The sequence below is a fragment of the Deinococcus sp. LM3 genome (genome assembly GCF_002017875.1).
In the GTDB taxonomy this organism is placed as follows: domain Bacteria; phylum Deinococcota; class Deinococci; order Deinococcales; family Deinococcaceae; genus Deinococcus.
This window is the reverse complement of the sequence record NZ_MUFV01000001.1, coordinates 1,463,357-1,480,245: the sequence shown is the minus strand read 5'-3', so window position 1 is coordinate 1,480,245 and position 16,889 is coordinate 1,463,357. Positions and strand designations below refer to the sequence as shown.

Below are 16,889 nucleotides of genomic sequence, written 5' to 3'. Positions count from 1 at the left end.
TCAGTCCCCTCCCCCGGTCGCGGGCTCTTCGGGTAAGGGAGGCGAGGTCGGTGCGCTCAGGTTCGGGCCGTTCGGCTGGCCGTCGTCGAGCATCAGGTCCAGACGTAGGTACAGGCCCTGGCGCGTGTAGATGTTCGTGCCGATGCCCTGGAAGCCGACCGGGTTGTAGCCCAGCGTGACCCAGGTGCCGGGCAGCGCGCGGTAGCTGCCTTCCAGGCCCAGGCTCAGCAGGCTGGAGCCGGTGGCCGGCTGGATCAGCCCGCGCGCGGCGAGGCCCAGACCGAACTGCTCGGTCAGGTAGTACGTGCCGCTGACCGACCCCTGGTACGTGGCGCTGCCCGGCTGGTCGAGCAGGCTGCGGCCGGCGATTCCGGCGCGCACGGCGTAACGCGGGACGTGGTATTCCACGTTCGCCTCTCCGATCAGTTCCGGGGTGTTGCCGGCCAGCGCGCCGTCGCGGTAGCGCAGGTACGCCAGACCCTGCCACTGCCCGGCGCGCAGCGCGGCCGACGCGGCGTAGTTGCTGCCGCTGCTGGCGCCGAACACCTGGGTGCCGTCGGCGCTGAGGGTCAGCTGTTCGTTCAGGCGGTAGCTGGCGCCGCCCTTGAGGGCCACGCTGAAGTTCCCGCCGGCAGTGGTCCCGCCGGTGGAGGTGGCGTCGGCGGCGAGCGTGCCGCTGAGGCGGTCGGTCTTGTAGCGCAGGGCCACGCCGGCGTTCCAGCCGCTGGTGTTCTCGGCGTTGCCGTCGAGGTCCAGCACGTAACTGCCGTTGACGCCGAGGCTGGTGGTGTCGTTCAGGGGCAGGGCGGTGTCCGCGCCGAAGCGGGCGCGGTTGCCCCAGCCGTCCGCGCCGGGCAGGTCGTAGTGGACGTTCAGGTTGGTCATGCCCAGGCGGGACTGCAGGCCCAGGCTGGCGCGGTGGCCCTCGGCCCAGTTGATGTCGTCGCGGGCGGTCAGGGTGACGTTCTCGGCGACGGGAACGCTGGCCTTGAGGGTGGTGGTGCTGTCCTGCGTGCCGCTCAGGGCCTGGGCGTGCTCGGCGCTGACGCTCAGGCCGCCCTGGGTGTAGGCGGCGCTGAGCAGACCGGCCACGCCCTGCTCGTCTCCGAACCCGGCGCGGATGCCCGCCCCGAGCGTGAACGGCGAGAAGCTGTACAGACCCTTCAGGTCGGCGCGCCCACCGCTGGTGCCGGCCGCGCCGTCCGTGCCGGGCGTGCTGCTGTAGGCAGCGGCCGCCGCGACGGACAGGCGGTCCGTGAGTTTGTAGCTGGCGTCGGCCGTGACGCCCAGACCGGCCGCCGAGGCGTTCAGGCCGCGGTAGTCCTCGCCCTGGTAGTGCAGGCTGGCGTTCACGCCCAGGCGCTCGCCGGTCAGGCTGGCGCCGGCATCCACGAGGACGCCCCCACCGGCGTACGCGGTGAGCAGGTCCGCGCGGCTCTGGTCGGCGCGGTAGCGGGCGCGGACGCCCACGCTGGTCACGCCGTCGAGCTGCACGGCGGCCGCCGAGGCGCTCAGGGCGTCGCTGACACGGTAGGTGCCCTGCACGCCCCAGGCCAGGGTGCGGGCGCCCAGCGGATCGTTCAGGCGGTAGCTGAGGCGCACCTGCTGGTCGCGGCCCTCGCTGTCCACCAGATCCACCGGCCGCTGGAAGTACAGCACGCCGGCGCTGGCGTCCAGGGTGTAATCGGTCAGGCGGGCCAGCGTGCGGACACTCTGCTCGCCGGTGCGCGGGTCGGTGGTCACGAGTTCCACCGTCTCGCTGTCGGGTTGCAGGCCGCTGTCGGGCAGGGTCAGGACGCGGGTGCCGGGGGCGTCCAGGGTGCGGCGCACCAGGTCGCCGGGCAGCGCCGCCACGAAGCCCGACACCTGCGGGTTGCTGCGCGTGAAGCCGCTCAGGGCGGTGGGCGTGATGCCCAGGTTGAACACGTCGACGGGCAGTGGCGCCTGACGGTACTGCACGTTGAAGGCCGGGTGCTCGTAACGCACAGCGACCGGGTCGATGCCCTGCAGCGGGAAGCTCTCGCTGCTGCTGTCGCCCATGTTCGGGTAACGGTCGAGCGGGCTGCTGGTCGGGAGGCCCTGCGTGCGGTCCTGCGTGACGCTGGTCACGCCGGCGGCGCTGCGGTCGGCGTTCACGGCGCCGCTGGCCGCGACGTACAGCTTGCCGTCCCCGACCGGCGTTTCCAGGTAGGCCTGGCCACGCGCCTCGCCGGCGGCGGTGCCGCCGCTCTGGAGGATCGCGCCGAGGCTGACCATGCCGATGCCGACGCGGGTCTTGCTGGGGAGCGCCTCGAAGGAGCGGGTCACGACCTTATCGCCGAGCAGCAGGCGCACGTCGAAGCGGGTGGGGGCCGACAGCGGCTCGAGTTCCAGCACGCCCTCGCCGTCCACCAGTTTCACCTGGTAGCTGCCCACGCGCGGGCGGGCGTCGCCCTGGGTGGGTTCCAGACTGGTCTGCACCGTCACGTTGCTGCTGGCGGTGGTCAGGCCGGCCGCGTCGGTCAGGCGCACGGCGATGCGGATGGGCGTCACGCCGTCGGCGATCAGCTGCTGGGCCTTCAGGTCCGCGCGGACCGGGGTGCCGGCCAGGAACACGCGCACCGTCTGGTCGCCGAAGGTGACGGTGTTCTCGCCGGTACGCAGCGGCAGGCCGTAGAACTCCTGGCGCTGGGTGCCGGTGGCGGCGTCCACGCTCTTGCGGCCCAGGGTGGCGGGGTCCACGGGCACGCCGTTCACGCTGGGCAGCGCGGCGCTGTCGGCCGGGCTTTCCACCGCGACGGTGATGCGGTCGCGTTCGCGGTACACCGTGCCGTCCAGCGGGAGCTTCAGCGCGCCGGCGTTCTCGGGGGCGGCGGCGGGGGCCGTGACGCCGCTCAGGTTGTTCAGGTCGTCGAGGTTGCCGTCGCCGACGAGGACGTTCAGGACGCCGCCGGCGTACCGGCCGACCAGGGTGGGGCTGCTGAGGGCCGGGAGGTTGCCCTCGTGCGTGACCCGGTAGGTCAGGACGCCGCGCGCCGCGCCGGGCGTGGTCCAGTAGTAGCGGCCGCTGGGTCCGGCCTGCGGGTCGGCGATGGGCCGGCCGCTCAGCTGGCTGCTGCCGGGCACGTAGGTGGCCCCGGCGGGCGGCTGGTGCGCCACGATGACCTGGTTGGCGTTCTTGGTGCTGGGCACGTCGAAGGGAATGCGGACGTTGCTTTCGCGCGTGACCGACACGACCGGGGTCGGGGCGGGCGGCGGCGGGGTCTGCACCGTCTGCACGCCAGTCACGACCTGCTGGCTGGCGCAGTTGCTGCTCAGGGTGGCGTTCAGCTGGCCCTGCGCGCCGCCGTCACCCCTGACGCGGGCGCGGTAGCTGAGGGTCTTTTCCTCGCCGGGTTGCAGTTCGCCGCTGAAGCTGGTGGGGTCCAGCGCTTCCAGGGTCTCGCCGGGCGCGTCGGTCAGGGTGTACGGGGCGGGCACGCCGCTGGTGTTCTTCAGGGTCAGGGTGACCGTGACGGTCTCGCCGGCCAGCGTGTCGGGCAGCGGCGCGCGGCGCAGTTCGATCTGCGTGGCGGTCGGCAGGACCTGCACCTTCAGGTCCTGCGTCTGGTTCCAGGGGGCCAGGGTGGCGGTGAAGGTGCCGCTCCCGGCCGCCTCGGCCTTCGCCTCGAAGGTCAGCACGCCGGGGTTGGCGGCGTCCACGCGGGCCGTGACGGTCGTCTCACCGGCGGCCGTGAAGCCCTCGGGCAGCTTCACGCGCAGGTTGGCGGGCAGGGTCTGCCGTTCGAACTCGGTGGTGGCGCGCGCGGTGAAGGTGACCACGTCGCCCACGCACACTTCGGGCCTGTCGGCCACGAAGTTCAGGTTCACGCTGGGTTTGACCTGCACGTCCACGCGGGCGGTCTGCTGCTTGACGACCGTGACGGCCGGGGCGTTCAGCGTGACCTCGGCGCCCTTGATCGGCTCGGCCGTCACCGGGTACTCCTTGACGGGCACCGTGAAGGGTCCGGCCGCGCCGCGCACGTCGTAGGTCTGCTCGCCGACCGTGACGTTCGCCTGGGTGGGCAGCGTCTCGTCGGGCAGGACCAGTTCGGCGCGGATTTCCAGGCGGCCGGTGGTGTCGGCCGTGACGATCTTGATGGGGCCGGTCGTGAGTTCGAACCCGACCGAGTTGGAGTACTGGTACGTGTCTTTCGGCTGACGCAGGTACAGGGTGTAGTTTCCGGCGGCTTCCGGCACCTTGATGTCGTCCCACTGCAGCTGACCGCTGACCTTGACCGGGTAGGCGTTGCCCTGCGCGTCGCGCAGTTCGGCTTCCAGTTCGCCCGGCCCGTCGCCGTCGTACATGCGGATGCCCATGGGGCCGCCGGGGTTGGCGACGTTCAGGGCGGGCACCCAGTCGTTGCTGCGGATGGTGACGTTCAGGTGGTCGGCCTCGACGGCCGCGCTGATGGAGTTCAGGCGGAACGCGAAGGTGTTCTTGCCGTTGCCGTCGGTGCGGACTTTCAGGGTGTAGGTGCCGGCGGGCAGGTCGTCGTTCAGGAAGGTCTGCCAGTCCTGGGCGCCCACGCCGAAGTTCTGTTCACGCACGACCTGACCGTCGGCGTTCACCAGGGTGAACGTCGAGCTGACCGGGGCCTTGGGGCGTTCGGTGGAGTAGTTCTCGTCTCCGTAGTAATCGTCGCTGCGGTAGTCCTGCGGGTCGAACTGAGCGCCGTACACGTCGAGCTGCACGCGGGAGCTGAGCCCCACGATCAGTCTCAGGTCCTGGTCTCCGACCGTCCACATCAGCTTGTTGCCGACGGAGGTCAGGGGGAGGGACGTGGCGATTTCCTGCGCTGCTGCCGAGCCGAGGAGTGCCGCCGTCAGGGTGGTGATGGCGCGTTTCACTCAGTACCTCCAGCTGGCCGTCGGGTCGGTGACGGCGCCTTTAGGGTCGCCTGCCCAGCGGAAGCGGTAGGTCACCGCGCGTTCTCCGCTGGCAAGCGTGTCGTAAGTCAGGACGTTCTGGCCGTCAATCAGGGTGGCGCCCTGCGGCAGCGGATCGGTCAGGGTCACGCCACTGAGGTCCGCGCCCGCGCTGAGAATCAGCTGCACGCGGTACTCGCCGGGTTCGTCGGTCATGAACAGCGACTTGCGGATCAGCAGGCTGCGTTCGGGCTGGCCGGGCAGGGTGCTGGTCACGCGCAGGCTGGTGTCGCGGATCACGGCGATGTCACCGGCCTGGGGGGCCAGCGGGAAGTCCACGCTGGTCAGGTTGCGCACGAACACGAGGCGGCTGCCGGGGCGGCCGGCGTCCTGCGGGACGCTGATGTTCTGCGCGGCGACCGAGTTGGGGTCCAGGCGCAGCGCGGCCGTGCCTTCGGTCAGGTTGCGGAAGTGGTAGCGGCCCTCGGCGTCGGTCAGGGCGGTGCGGCCGCCGGCCAGGATCACGCGGGCGTTCTGGCAGGGAATGTCGGTGCCGCGGTCGTACACGCCGTTGCGGTTCACGTCCAGGAACACGTACCCGACCAGATCGGCGGTGTTGCGGCCGAAGATCAGCGGGTCGATGGCGTTCAGGGCGCTGCTGGGCGGCGTCTGGGTCTGGCCGTCGTTGCTGATGGCGGTGGCGACGGCGCTGTTGCGGATCTGCGTGCCGGCGTCGGGCGTGACGATGGCGTCGAAGGTGATCACGGCGACCGCGCCCGGAGCCAGGCCGGGAATCCGCCACACGTACTCGCGGCCCGTGACGGTCGGGAGGATCTCGGCGCCGTTCAGGCGGCTGCTGCCGCTGACGTAGTTCAGGCCGGTCGGCAGGTTGTCCGTGACCCTGATTTCCTGCAGGGCGGCGGTGGCGCTGCGGTTGGTGACGGTGAAGGTGTAGGTGATGGTCTGGCCGTAGGCGACGGTGGCGGGACTGCTGCTCTTGACGAGCGTCAGGTTGGCGGCGTCGAACACGCCGTTCACGACCTCGTTCGAGGGGGTGGGTTCCGGCACCTCGCTGCTGCTGACGGTGAAGGTGTTCACCATGCGCGCGCCGTCGGGGGTGGTGGCCGGGATGCGGCCCCGGAGGGTCAGGCTGATGCTGTCGCCGGGGTTCAGGCGCGCGAAGCGCCACACGACCTCGTCGCCTTCGAGCAGGCCGCCCTGGTCGGCCGAGACGAATTCCAGGCTGTCGGTGCGCGTGACCTGTCCGGCGGCGTTCAGGATCTGCAGGCGGCGCAGGTTGTCGCGCACGACCACGTTCGTCAGCGGGAAGTTCTGCAGGTTCTGGAAGCGCAGGGTGTAGGTGATGACCTGTCCCGGCGCGACGAGGCCCTCGCCGGCGTCGCCGGTCTTGACCGGGGCCAGCAGGTTGGGCGAGACGCTCAGGATGCAGTCGACCGTCAGGTTGTCGGCCGCGCCCCGGCTGCTGCGGGCGGTCAGTTCGGCGCGCAGGTCCTCGGCGGCGCTGCTGTTGCCGCTGCGGGTGGTGACGTAGCAGGCGTTGAAGTCACGGGTGCCCTGCGGCGCGAGGTCCGGCACGAGGAACGGTTCGGTGATGGGCGTGCCGTCACGCTCGGTGAAGCGGATGGTGCCCTCGCCGATGGCGATCCGACCCGTGATGGTGATGGTGTCCGGGCGGTCCCCGAGGTTCTTGACGGTGTGGGGGAAGCAGACTTCCTGGCCGATCAGGGCGTTCTGACGCACCTGTTTGTCGTCGGCGCTGAGTTCACCGCCGGGCAGCGCTTCGGGGTTGCTGATCGGCCCGAGGGCGATGCTGGGCGTGTAGCGCACGGTCACGTCGGCCGGGGCGTCCACGCTCACGTCGCTGCTGCGCAGCTGCGCGACGTTGCGGCGGGTGCCGAGGTCGGTGTCGGGCGCGGTCAGGCGGAAGGTCAGGGTCAGGGTCTCGCCGGGCGCGAGGCTGTCGGCGCGGGCACGGACGGCGCGGACCGGGGCGGTCTCGCTGGCGGACCAGCTGCTGCCGTCGGCGCTGTACTCGATCACGCCGCCCCCCGTCAGGGCGGCGCTGGCGCTGCGGAACACGAAGTCGCGCATGTCGGGGGTGTTCAGGAAGTCCGTGACGGTCACGGGCCGCGAGGCGCCCTGGCCGGTGTTGCGGGCCGTGAGGGTCACCAGGGTGTCCTGGCCGGGGCGGATCACGGCGGGCGTGAAGGTCTTGCCGAGCGTCAGGGCCGGCGGTTCGCCCACGCGCACGCGAGCGACGTTGTCGTCGTCGGTCTCGCCGGGGCGGCCACTGGTGTTCGTGGCGCAGTCGGCGATCAGGTTCAGGTACGCACTGCCGCGGTTGGCGGCGGCGGTCGTGACACGCACCAGGACCGGGCGCGTCTCGTCGGCGGCCAGCCTGAGGGCCGTGATGGCCGGCTCGTTCGCGTCGATCTGACCGTTGCCGTTCAGGTCCTCGTGAATGGTGAGGGTGCCGGGCGTGAACTGCGAGTCGGCGTCGCTGACGCGCAGGTTCAGGGTGTTGCCGGCGTTGCCGCTGTTGCCCACCACGTAGCGCAGGACCGCACTCTCGCCGGGCAGCAGGTCGAAGCTCTGTCCCGGCGCGGCGACCGTGCCGTTGGGCAGGACGCTGGCGGCGCATACGGCCGTGACGGTCGTCTCGACAGGCGGGGTGGGAATGGATGTGGGCGGGCCGCCTTCCGGCGTGAATTCCAGAACGGCGGAGTTCTGGATCACGGTGCCGGCTGGCGTGCCCGCCGCGTACGCCGGTCCGACCAGGGTCAGAATCAGCGCTGTCAGCGTGTGGAGCACAGAGGGTTTTCGCACGTTGCCTCCCGAAGGGTGTCCTGATAAATGAAAACAGCTTCTCTTGTTGTGAGGGAAGGGGGTGAGGGAGTCGGGGAAAAAGTGGAACTCCCCCGTGGGGGGAGGCGCGCCCCGCCGCCGCACTGCGGGGCCGGGCGCGCCTGCGGGCCTTACTTCACCGTGACGGTGAAGGTGCCGGTGATGGTCTGGCCGGGAGCCAGGATGTCGCCGGTGTCGATGGTGCCGTTGCCGTTGGTGTCCACGCCGGCGTACACGGTCACGCCGTCCGCCTGGGGAGCGGCGATGGGCGCGGCGCTCCAGGTGGTGCCGTTGGTCGAGTACAGGATGGGGCCGGTGGCGCTGCTGACGGCCGTGAAGCTCACGTAGGTGGTGTTGGCGGGCAGGGTGTCCTTGATGAAGGCCTTGGTCACGTTGGCGTTGCTGGTGTTCTTACCGATGATGGTGTAGGTCAGCTTCTCGCCGGGTTTGGCTTCGGCCTTGTCAACGGTCTTCACGGGCGCAGCGACTGGGATCGAGGTGACAATGATGGTGTCGTTCTTGTCGGTGACCGTTACACCAGTCGTGGGGGACTTGGCGGTCTGGTTCAGGGTGATGGTCTGCGCGGCGGCGGAGCAGGGCACGTCGACCACGGCGATCAGTTTCAGTTCGGCGCCGGGGGCCAGCGCGCCGGTGTCGGCCGTGCCGTTGCCGTTGGTGTCGGCCAGGGCGACTTCACCGGCGTCCAGGGCCTTGTTGCCGTTGGCGTCCACGAAGTACTGCACGGGAACGTTCTGGGTGGTGCCGCCGACCAGCTTGATGGGGGCCACGCCGCTCACATCGAAGGTGTCGGGCGCGCTGCCCAGGTTGGCGATCTCCATGGCGATGGTCGAGCGCAGCGTACCGGCGGTGGTGGTGCAAGTCGCGGGGTCCAGCGGCTTGGTGGGGCTGCCGGGGGTGCCTGCTTCGGGGGTACCGGGGAGGGTGGGGTCACCGCCGGGGGTGGGGGTGGGGTTCCCGAAGGACAGGCCGGGCAGGTTCACGATGTCCTTGGTGGTGTCCTTCTTGGTGGTGTCGTTGCTGCTGGTGGTGGTGACCGTCACGGTCGGCTGGGTGCCGGGGGTCGTGGGGGCGCTGCCGGCCGGGAAGGTGACGCGCACGAGCACGTCGGCGGTCTGGCCGGGGATCAGGCTGCCCACGTCGGGCACGCCGTCGCCGTCGGTGTCGGTCAGGGGGGAGCCGTCGGGCTTGAGCAGTTCGACGGTGGTGCCGGCCGGGAAGCCGGCCTGGCCGGCGGTGATCTCGAACACGTCGGGGCGGTTGCCAGGGTTCAGGACGGTGTTCGTGAAGGTGACGACGGTGGTGGTGGTCGTGGCCTGCGCGGTCTGGGTGTCAGCGGCGCTGGGGGTGATGGTCACCGGGGTGGTGTCGTTGCTCTGGTAGGGGGCGGTGAGGGGGTTGCCGTTGCCGTCCGGGTCGTTCTTCGGGCCGATGACGGTGGCGTCCTTGCGGTCCACGGTGGTGACGTTGGAGTTGTTGGCGTCGCGGGGCACGGCCGGGTCGTTGTTGAAGGCCGGGTTGTCCTGGCGGTCGCCCGTGGGGTCAGCACCGAACTTGTCGGCGCTGGTGGCGGCGGCCGGGATGGTGTACACCTGGAAGAACTTGACTTCCTTGTCCTGGTTCACGCCGGAGATGCTGGTGATGGGCGTGGCGGCGGCGATCTCGGCGGGGCTCAGGGTGCCGTCGTTGTTGGTGTCGGCGCTGACCGGGTAGAAGCGGATGTTCTCGGGGGTCTTGACGGTGCCCGTGGGGTCCGGGGTGTTCGTCAGGGCGTAGGTCTCGTTGGGGACGTTGCCGGTGTTGGTCAGCGTGTACGGGAAGACCACGGTGTCGCCGGGTTTGGCGGTGGCGGTCTGGCCGGGCTTGGTGTAGTCCGGGGTCAGGCGGTCGGGGCTGCCGTCGTTGATGACGATGGTGAAGCTGGGGACCGGCAGGACGGTCGTGGTGACCGGGTTCGAGGGGATGGGCGGGTTGGGGGTGGTGCTGCCTTCGGGGGTGAAGACGATCTCGGCGGTGTTGGTGATGACGGTACCGGCGGCGGTACCGGCGGCGGAGGCGGAGCCGGCGGCGAGCGCGGCGAGCAGTGCGGCAAACTTCCAGGAATTCTTCATGTGTTCTCCTTATGAGCGCATGGATCGGTGTGGGGGGGGATTATTTGACTTTGACGCGGAAACTGAGCTTCAGCGATTCGTCCGGGTTCATGCTGGTGACGGTCCAGCGCACGTTGGTGTAGGCGCTCAGGGGCGCGGCGACCTGCCGGGTCACCGTCCGGCCGTTTTCGGTGACGGTCACGGTGCGGGTGGGGGACACGCTGTAGGCCTTGCCGCCGTCGATGCTGTACTGCACCTTCCAGCGGTCGGTGTTCGGGGTGGTCAACTCGAGGAACTCGGTGCCCTTGGGAACCGGCACGTTCACGAGCAGCTGTCCGGTGCGGCGGCCCGAGGTGTTCACGAGCGTCACCTGTTCGCGCAGCAGGTCACCGGGCAGGACGGTCTTGGGGTTCTCGACGATGGTTTCGGCGGTCTTCCCGTTCGTGACCGTCCGTTTGACGAGGTCCTGGTTCAGCGTGAACTTGACGTTCTGCTGCACCGTGCTGGTCTGGGCGGCGGCCGTGGCCAGCAGGAGGAGGGGGAGAAGGATGCGTTTCAGGGTGACCTCCGGGACAAAAAAAGACCGACAGCAGGGGGACTATGTCCTCCGTTCTGTCGGTCGCGCCACTCGCTCCACACCTGGCAAGGCGCCCGTTTGCGCCAGGTGGTTCATAGCTCCGGAACAGCTGATTGATCAGGGGGGCCACCCTACGGCGGGGGGCCGAACTGACGAGCGGTGGGGGTGAGGGTGGAACTCTGACAGTCTTCCGACTGACCCAAGCGTCACTATGAAATTTCTCACCTTCCGCTCCTGCCCATCATCAAGTCATTAATCTCTGTTGTCAAACCCCCAGACGGCCAGAATTCGCTTTGGCAATGGGGGTACCGCTGCCCCCATCGAAGGCGTCGATCTCCTCGATGAAGCGGTCGAACAGGTAGCGGCTGTCGTGCGGGCCGGGGCTGGCCTCCGGGTGGTACTGCACCGAAAACACCGGGTAGCGCGAGTGCGCCATGCCTTCCAGCGTACCGTCGTTCAGGTTCACGTGGGTGGCCACGAAGGCCCCGTTCGGGATCGAATCGATGTCCACCGCGTACCCGTGGTTCTGGGACGTGATCTCCACATTTCCCGTTAACAGATTCTTCACGGGCTGGTTACCGCCGCGGTGACCGAACTTCATCTTGAAGGTCCGGCCGCCCGCTGCCAGCCCCAGGATCTGGTGGCCCAGGCAGATGCCGAAGGTGGGCAGCAGCCCCATCAGTTCCCAGGCGGTCTTGTGCGCGTACTCCAGCGGCGCGGGATCGCCGGGGCCGTTACTCAGGAACAGGCCGTGCGGTTGCAGCGCCATGATCTGCGCCGGGGTGGTGTGGGCGGGCACCACGATGGGCTCGATGCCCACCTCGGCCAGCCGCTCGATGATGGTGTGCTTGATCCCGAAGTCCATCAGGACCACGCGCTTGCCGTGCCGCAGCGTCGGGAAGGCGTAGGGCAGCGCGGTCGTGACCTCGCGGGTCATGTCGTGCCCGTCGATGTCCTGATGCCCCAGGGCGCGGCTGACGTACACCTGCTCCTCGGCAGGCGTGAACTCGCCGTACGGATCTTCCGGGTGCGTGAAAGACCGGTGCGCGATCACGCCCTTGACCACGCCGCCCGTGCGCAGGCGGCGCACCAGCGCGCGCGTGTCGATGCCCTGGATGCTCACGACGCCGTACTGCTGCATGAACGATTCCAGCGACTGCTGCGCGCGGTAGTTCGAGTACTCGGCACTGAATTCACGCGAGATGAAGCCCCGCACGTACGGCTTGTTGCTTTCCATGTCGTAGATCGCCACGCCGTAATTCCCGACGTGCGGGTACGTGATGGTCACGATCTGCCCGTTGTACGAGGGATCGGTCATGATCTCCTGGTACCCGGTCATGGAGGTGTTGAACACGACCTCGCCGACGGTCTCGCCGCGGTGCCCGAAGGCGTACCCGCGGTACACCGTGCCGTCTTCCAGGGCCAGAATGGCCCGCTCTTTCCTGATCATGTTCGTTCCTCCCCATTCGCGCCTCTCCGGACGCGTTTCATGGCCCGGCGCACGCAGAGTTCCCGCTCCTCTCCCCCGACAGGCGGGGAATTACCAGCGGTACTTCACGTTCGCCTTGCCGATGATGACATTCCCCTCGACGCTGCGCTGTGAGGTCATGCCGTCATAGCGGTTGATCAGCCCGGCCATGGCGTCCATCACCGGGCCGAGCGTCTCTTCCATGTCCATCTCTTCGAATTCGGCCGGCAGACTGCCCATCAGGTCGTCGCCGCCCAGGTCAGCCAGGTCAGGCTGGTAGCCCCAGCCGCCACTGCCGGTCAGGGTCAGGCCCGCCGCCTGGAACGCCGGGTCCTGCGCGAGCGGCGCGTCCTTGCCTGCCAGCGCGGCCTGGAGGGCCTCCTCGCTGAAGGCGGTGATCAGGTAGTCGCCCTCGAAGGCGTACACCATCTTCAGGCCGGCCAGCAGCTCGTCGATCTGTTCGAAGGACCCGGCGGCCATCATGGCGGCCACGCCGTCCTCGTCCATGCCGGCCATGTCGCCCTTCATCAGGTCGCCCAGCGTGCCTTTCAGGGTGCCGCGCAGGCCGGCCAGGGCCTCGTTCACGCTCTGGGCGTACTCGGGCAGGTGCGCCTCGGCGGCCGCGCGGTCCCGCACGCTCTGGTACGTGACGGCGGTCGCCAGGGCCGCCAGCGGGTCCGACTGGTCCAGGCTGGCGAGCAGACCGCCGGACAGCGTGACCTGCGCGCACTCGCTGCCCAGGTACTGCCCGGAGCGTTCCAGGTGACTGGCCAGTTGACTGTCGGTCAGGAACCCGAACGGCTCGAACAGGTCCAGGCGGGTCAGCCAGCGGGCCGCGTAGGCGTTCGATTCGGGCGCGCAGGCGGTCGCCTGCACGCCTTCCACGTCGGCCGGAATGATGTCCTGCACGCCAAAGTCGGTGGTGTGGGTCAGCAGGCGCGCCAGCGGGCGGTCCTTCCCGGCCGTGTTCACGACCTGCGCGGATACCGTGCTCAGGCCGGCGTCGGTGGTGGTCAGGCCGCCCGCCACCTGCCCCAGGGTATCCAGGGCGTCCACGACCGGCGACAGCAGGCGCGGCAGCATGAACTGCGAGAACTGCCCGCGGATCACCTTGGCGGTGGCCGAGAAGTTCAGGTACGCGCCCAGCTGCACCGGCCCGGCCGCGCGGGTCGCCTGCGCGTACGGCGCGGAGGTCGCCAGGGTCGGCGCGGCCTTCCCGCTCAGGCGGCCCAGGTACGACATCAGCAGCGCCTTGTCGCTCGACAGGTACACCAGTCCGTTCGCCTGCCCGGCGAACAGATCCCCGCTGCGCACGAAGGGGTACGCACCGACCCGCGCGCCCTTCTTCTTCGGGATGAACGACGAGAACATTTCGGCGGACAGGTCCCCCGTGCGCGCCACGGCCAGCAGCGCCGGCGTGAAGGTGCCGCCCTTGCCCTGCACCGTGAACACGCCCGCCACGCCCTCGCGTCCCACCGAGTCGGCGAGGACGCCGCTGAACCCGCGCAGCATCGCCCCCGAGGCTTCCATTTCCTCACCGCCCGCTTCGGCCGCGCCGTCCAGCACACTGCCGATCACGCCGGTCAGGCGGTCGAAGGCCGGGGCGGCGCCCTTCGTCTCGAGGGTCAGGAGCGCCCCGGCCGGCAGGTGCGCCGTCAGCGGTCCCTGGGCAGAGGCTCCCTGCGCGGAGGCCGTGGCAGCGAGGGCGAAGGTGAGGGCAGCGGCAGCGTGCATGGGTTTCATGAACTTCATCGTAGAGGCCACAGGCCCGGAGCGCGTCAGCACTTCAGCGGATGACCCGCCGCACAGTCCGGACGCCCGGCGCCCGCTCACCGCAACTCCCGGTACATGGCGATCTCGTTGCAGTTCTCGAAGAACGCGCAGCGCTGGCACTCGCTCCAGACTTTCGGGTGCAGGTTCGTCTTGTCGATGCGCCTGAAGCCGCACTTCTCGAAGAACCCCTGCTGGTACGTCCAGGCGAACAGGGCCGGCAGGTCGATCTCGCGGGCCTCGCGTTCGCACGCGGCCACGAGGTCACGGCCCAGCCCGCGCCCCTGCATGTTCGGGTGAATCGCCAGTCCGCGCACCTCCGCGAGGTCCGGGGCGAGCATGTGCAGGCCGCACACGCCCGCCAGACCGGCGGGCCGCCCCTCGTGCGCGTCGGCCAGCACCAGATGGAAATCCCGGATGGTCTCGGCCAGCAGGGCGCGCGAGCGGACCAGCATCAGTCCGCGCGCCGCCCAGTACCCGATCAGCTCGTGAATGGCGTCGATGTCCGACAGTCGCGCCTTGCGGGTCACCAGGGGCGCGTCCGGGTGAATGTCCGGCACGGCGATGGACTCCAGGGCCAGTGTCACGCGCGGCCCCCCAGGGGCGGTCGTGGGGAGTGGGAAGTGGAAAGTGGGAACAGACCTGCACCCCACACCCCACAGCTGACAGCCCTTATCCCAGGGTGCGCATCCAGGTGGTGCCGCCGGGACGGTCCCCACGCGCGCGGTACGCCTGCACCTGCGGGGCGTCCGGCACGTCGCCCATCACGACGGCCAGCGGCACCTGCTGGAAGCCGAAGGTGCCCCAGTCGCCGCCCTTGCTGAACATGTAGATGGCGCGGTCCCCGCGTCCCTGCGCGTACTCCACGGCACTCATGACCAGCCGGCGGCCCAGGCCACCGCCGCGCGCTTCGGGCAGCACGGCCGCGCCGCGCAGCAGCGAGGCTCCCTCGCCGTGCTCCAGGCCGATCGCTCCGACCGGCTGCCCACCCCGTTCCATCACCCAGTAGGTCGTGCCGTCCGCCAGCGTGGCGTCGGTATCCAGGCCCGACTCGTGAAAGACGCGGGTGACGGTGTCCCGGTCGGCGGGGCTGGCCATGCGGATCTGAACGCTGGAATCGGTCATGCGGTGCTCCTTCGGTGAAAGTAAGCTCGGCGGTCACGGTGACCGCAGGTCGACACAGGTTTTGCGTGGCGACAGCATAGCGCATGCCCGCGTGGAAGCACTGCCAGTTCCCGTTCACCCCCGCGCCGCCTCGCCCGCCGCGCCCGGCTGCCCGGCCAGCGGCTGCACGTCCAGACGCCACGCCTGCTCGCCGCCGATCCAGCCGTTGCACAGGCCACTGACCACCTGCGGCGCGTCCGGCAAAGCCGCGGAGATCTCGTCGGCCGTGACCGGCACGAACCCGAAACGCCGCCAGTAATCCCCGGCCTCCTCGCTGAACAGGTACACGCTCCGGTCGCCGCGCAGCGTCGCGTGCGTCAGGGCCGAGCGGACCAACGCCCGGCCCAGGCCCTGCGCGCGCGCCTCCGGCAGCACCGCCGTCGAACGGATCAGACTGACGCCCTCGCCGTGCTCCAGGCCGATGCAGCCGCCGGGAACGCCGTCCAGGTCCGCGATCCAGTACGTGCCGGCCTGCGGCGTGACGCTGGTCGTGTGCAGCCCGCAGCGGGTCAGCAGGTCGAGAATGACCGGCAGGTCCGCCGGGGCGGCCTGACGGAGTTTGACGTGCATGTCGGACAGGGTCATGGGGAACTCCTTGAGGGGAAGGGCAGACGGAAGGGACGCGTGCGTCATGGGCGGTCCAGCCCCTGACGGGCATTCTGAATGGCTTCCCGCACGCGGTCCGGCGCGGTCCCGCCGAAACTGGCGCGGCCACGGACGCTCTCCTCGACCGTCAGGGACTGAGCGACCTCCGCGTTCAGCAGGGGATGCGCGGCGCGCAGTTCCTCATCGGTGAGGTCCCACAGCTGCCGCCCGCTGCGGCTGGCCACGCCGACCAGTCCGCCCACGACCTCGTGCGCCTCGCGGAACGGAACGCCCTGGCGGGCCAGGAAGTCCGCCACGTCGGTCGCGGTGGAGTAGCCGCGCGCGGCGGCCGCCCCCGTCACGTCGGCGTGCCAGACGGTCTTGGGCATCATCTCGGCGTACAGGCGCAGCACGATGCTGAGGGTGTCGTAGGAGTCGAACACGCCCTCCTTGTCCTCCTGAAGGTCCTTGTTGTATGCCAGCGGCGTGCCCTTCACGACCGTCAGCAGGCCCATCAGGTTCCCGAACACGCGGCCCGCCTTGCCGCGCGCCAGTTCGGACACGTCCGGGTTCTTCTTCTGCGGCATGATCGACGATCCCGTGGTGTGACTGTCCGGCAGGGTGATGAAGCCGAACTCGAACGTCGAGTACAGGATCAGTTCCTCACTGAGGCGCGACAGGTGCGCCGACAGGATCGCGCAGGCACTCAGGAACTCCAGCGCGAAGTCCCGGCTGCCCACCCCATCCAGACTGTTCGCGGTCGGGCGTGCGAAGCCCAGCGCCGCCGCCGTCGCGTGCCGGTCGATCGGCCAGGGCGTGCCCGCCAGCGCCGACGAACCCAGCGGCGACTCGTCCATCCGCTCGGCCGCGTCCCGGAAGCGGCCCTCGTCGCGTTCCAGCATCGCCACGTACGCCATGAACCAGTGACTCAGCAGGATCGGCTGCGCCACCTGCAGGTGCGTGTACCCCGGCAGGATCACCCCGGCCTCCAGGTGCTTCTCGGCTTCCGCGAGCATCACCACGCGCAGGGCGCGGGTCTTATCGGCCAGATCCAGCGCGGCTTCCTTCGTGAACAGACGGAAATCCACCGCCACCTGATCGTTCCGCGAGCGGGCCGTGTGCAACTTCCCGGCCACCGGCCCGATCCGGTCACGCAGGGCCGCCTCGACATTCATGTGAACGTCCTCGCGGTCCAGGCGCCACTCGAAATTCCCCGCGCGGATGTCCGCCAGCACGGCGTTCAGTCCATCGGTGATCTGAGTGACCTCGTCGGCGGTCAGAATCCCGACCTGCCCGAGCATCGCCACGTGCGCCAGAGAGCCACGAATGTCCTGCTCGGCAAGGCGCTGATCGAAGCCCACCGACGCGTTGAACAGCTCGACCAGCCCGTCCGTCGCCTCCGCGAACCGCCCACCCCAGAGTTTCTTGTCCTGCATATTCGTCATTTCATGTCCTTATTGAATGG

Annotated in this window: 10 protein-coding genes and 1 riboswitch; all 10 genes read right to left on the bottom strand. The window is 69.6% G+C overall.

The annotated features are described in order from the left end of the window. The 10 genes from BXU09_RS06965 to argH all read right to left on the bottom strand — a co-directional run bounded on the left by BXU09_RS06965 (nt 1) and on the right by argH (nt 16,869). On the bottom strand, nt 1–4,869 hold the full coding sequence (locus BXU09_RS06965; protein ID WP_078301430.1) for an autotransporter outer membrane beta-barrel domain-containing protein: 4,869 nt from the start codon (nt 4,867–4,869) through the stop codon (nt 1–3). Beyond that, nucleotides 4,870–7,734, bottom strand: a complete 2,865-nt coding sequence (locus BXU09_RS06960; protein ID WP_240501067.1) for a DUF11 domain-containing protein — start codon at nt 7,732–7,734, stop codon at nt 4,870–4,872. A 149-nt stretch (nt 7,735–7,883) separates the two neighbouring features. Continuing rightward, nucleotides 7,884–9,881, bottom strand: a complete 1,998-nt coding sequence (locus tag BXU09_RS06955; RefSeq protein ID WP_078301427.1) for a DUF11 domain-containing protein — start codon at nt 9,879–9,881, stop codon at nt 7,884–7,886. Between the two features lie 40 nt (nt 9,882–9,921). Then, complete coding sequence (locus tag BXU09_RS06950; RefSeq protein ID WP_078301423.1) at nt 9,922–10,359, bottom strand: hypothetical protein; 438 nt, start codon at nt 10,357–10,359, stop codon at nt 9,922–9,924. Nucleotides 10,360–10,464: 105 nt separating this feature from the next. Continuing rightward, a riboswitch (cyclic di-GMP riboswitch) is annotated at nt 10,465–10,549 on the bottom strand. Nucleotides 10,550–10,702: 153 nt separating this feature from the next. Beyond that, nucleotides 10,703–11,887, bottom strand: a complete 1,185-nt coding sequence (carA, locus tag BXU09_RS06945) for a glutamine-hydrolyzing carbamoyl-phosphate synthase small subunit (protein WP_055363930.1) — start codon at nt 11,885–11,887, stop codon at nt 10,703–10,705. Between the two features lie 90 nt (nt 11,888–11,977). Continuing rightward, the gene (locus BXU09_RS06940; RefSeq protein WP_240501066.1) at nt 11,978–13,648 is read right to left on the bottom strand and encodes a hypothetical protein; all 1,671 of its coding nucleotides are present in this window, start codon (nt 13,646–13,648) and stop codon (nt 11,978–11,980) included. 86 nt (nt 13,649–13,734) lie between these two features. Next, nucleotides 13,735–14,262, bottom strand: a complete 528-nt coding sequence (locus tag BXU09_RS06935) for an N-acetyltransferase (RefSeq protein WP_078301418.1) — start codon at nt 14,260–14,262, stop codon at nt 13,735–13,737. A gap of 85 nt (nt 14,263–14,347) precedes the next feature. Beyond that, nucleotides 14,348–14,800 (bottom strand): GNAT family N-acetyltransferase, encoded by a 453-nt coding sequence (locus tag BXU09_RS06930; protein ID WP_078301417.1) that lies wholly within the window; start codon nt 14,798–14,800, stop codon nt 14,348–14,350. Nucleotides 14,801–14,914: 114 nt separating this feature from the next. Beyond that, nucleotides 14,915–15,424, bottom strand: coding sequence for a GNAT family N-acetyltransferase (locus tag BXU09_RS06925; protein ID WP_078301414.1), 510 nt, complete (start codon nt 15,422–15,424; stop codon nt 14,915–14,917). A gap of 44 nt (nt 15,425–15,468) precedes the next feature. Further along, nucleotides 15,469–16,869, bottom strand: a complete 1,401-nt coding sequence (gene argH, locus BXU09_RS06920; RefSeq protein WP_078301410.1) for an argininosuccinate lyase — start codon at nt 16,867–16,869, stop codon at nt 15,469–15,471. Between the last annotated feature and the right edge of the window lie 20 nt (nt 16,870–16,889).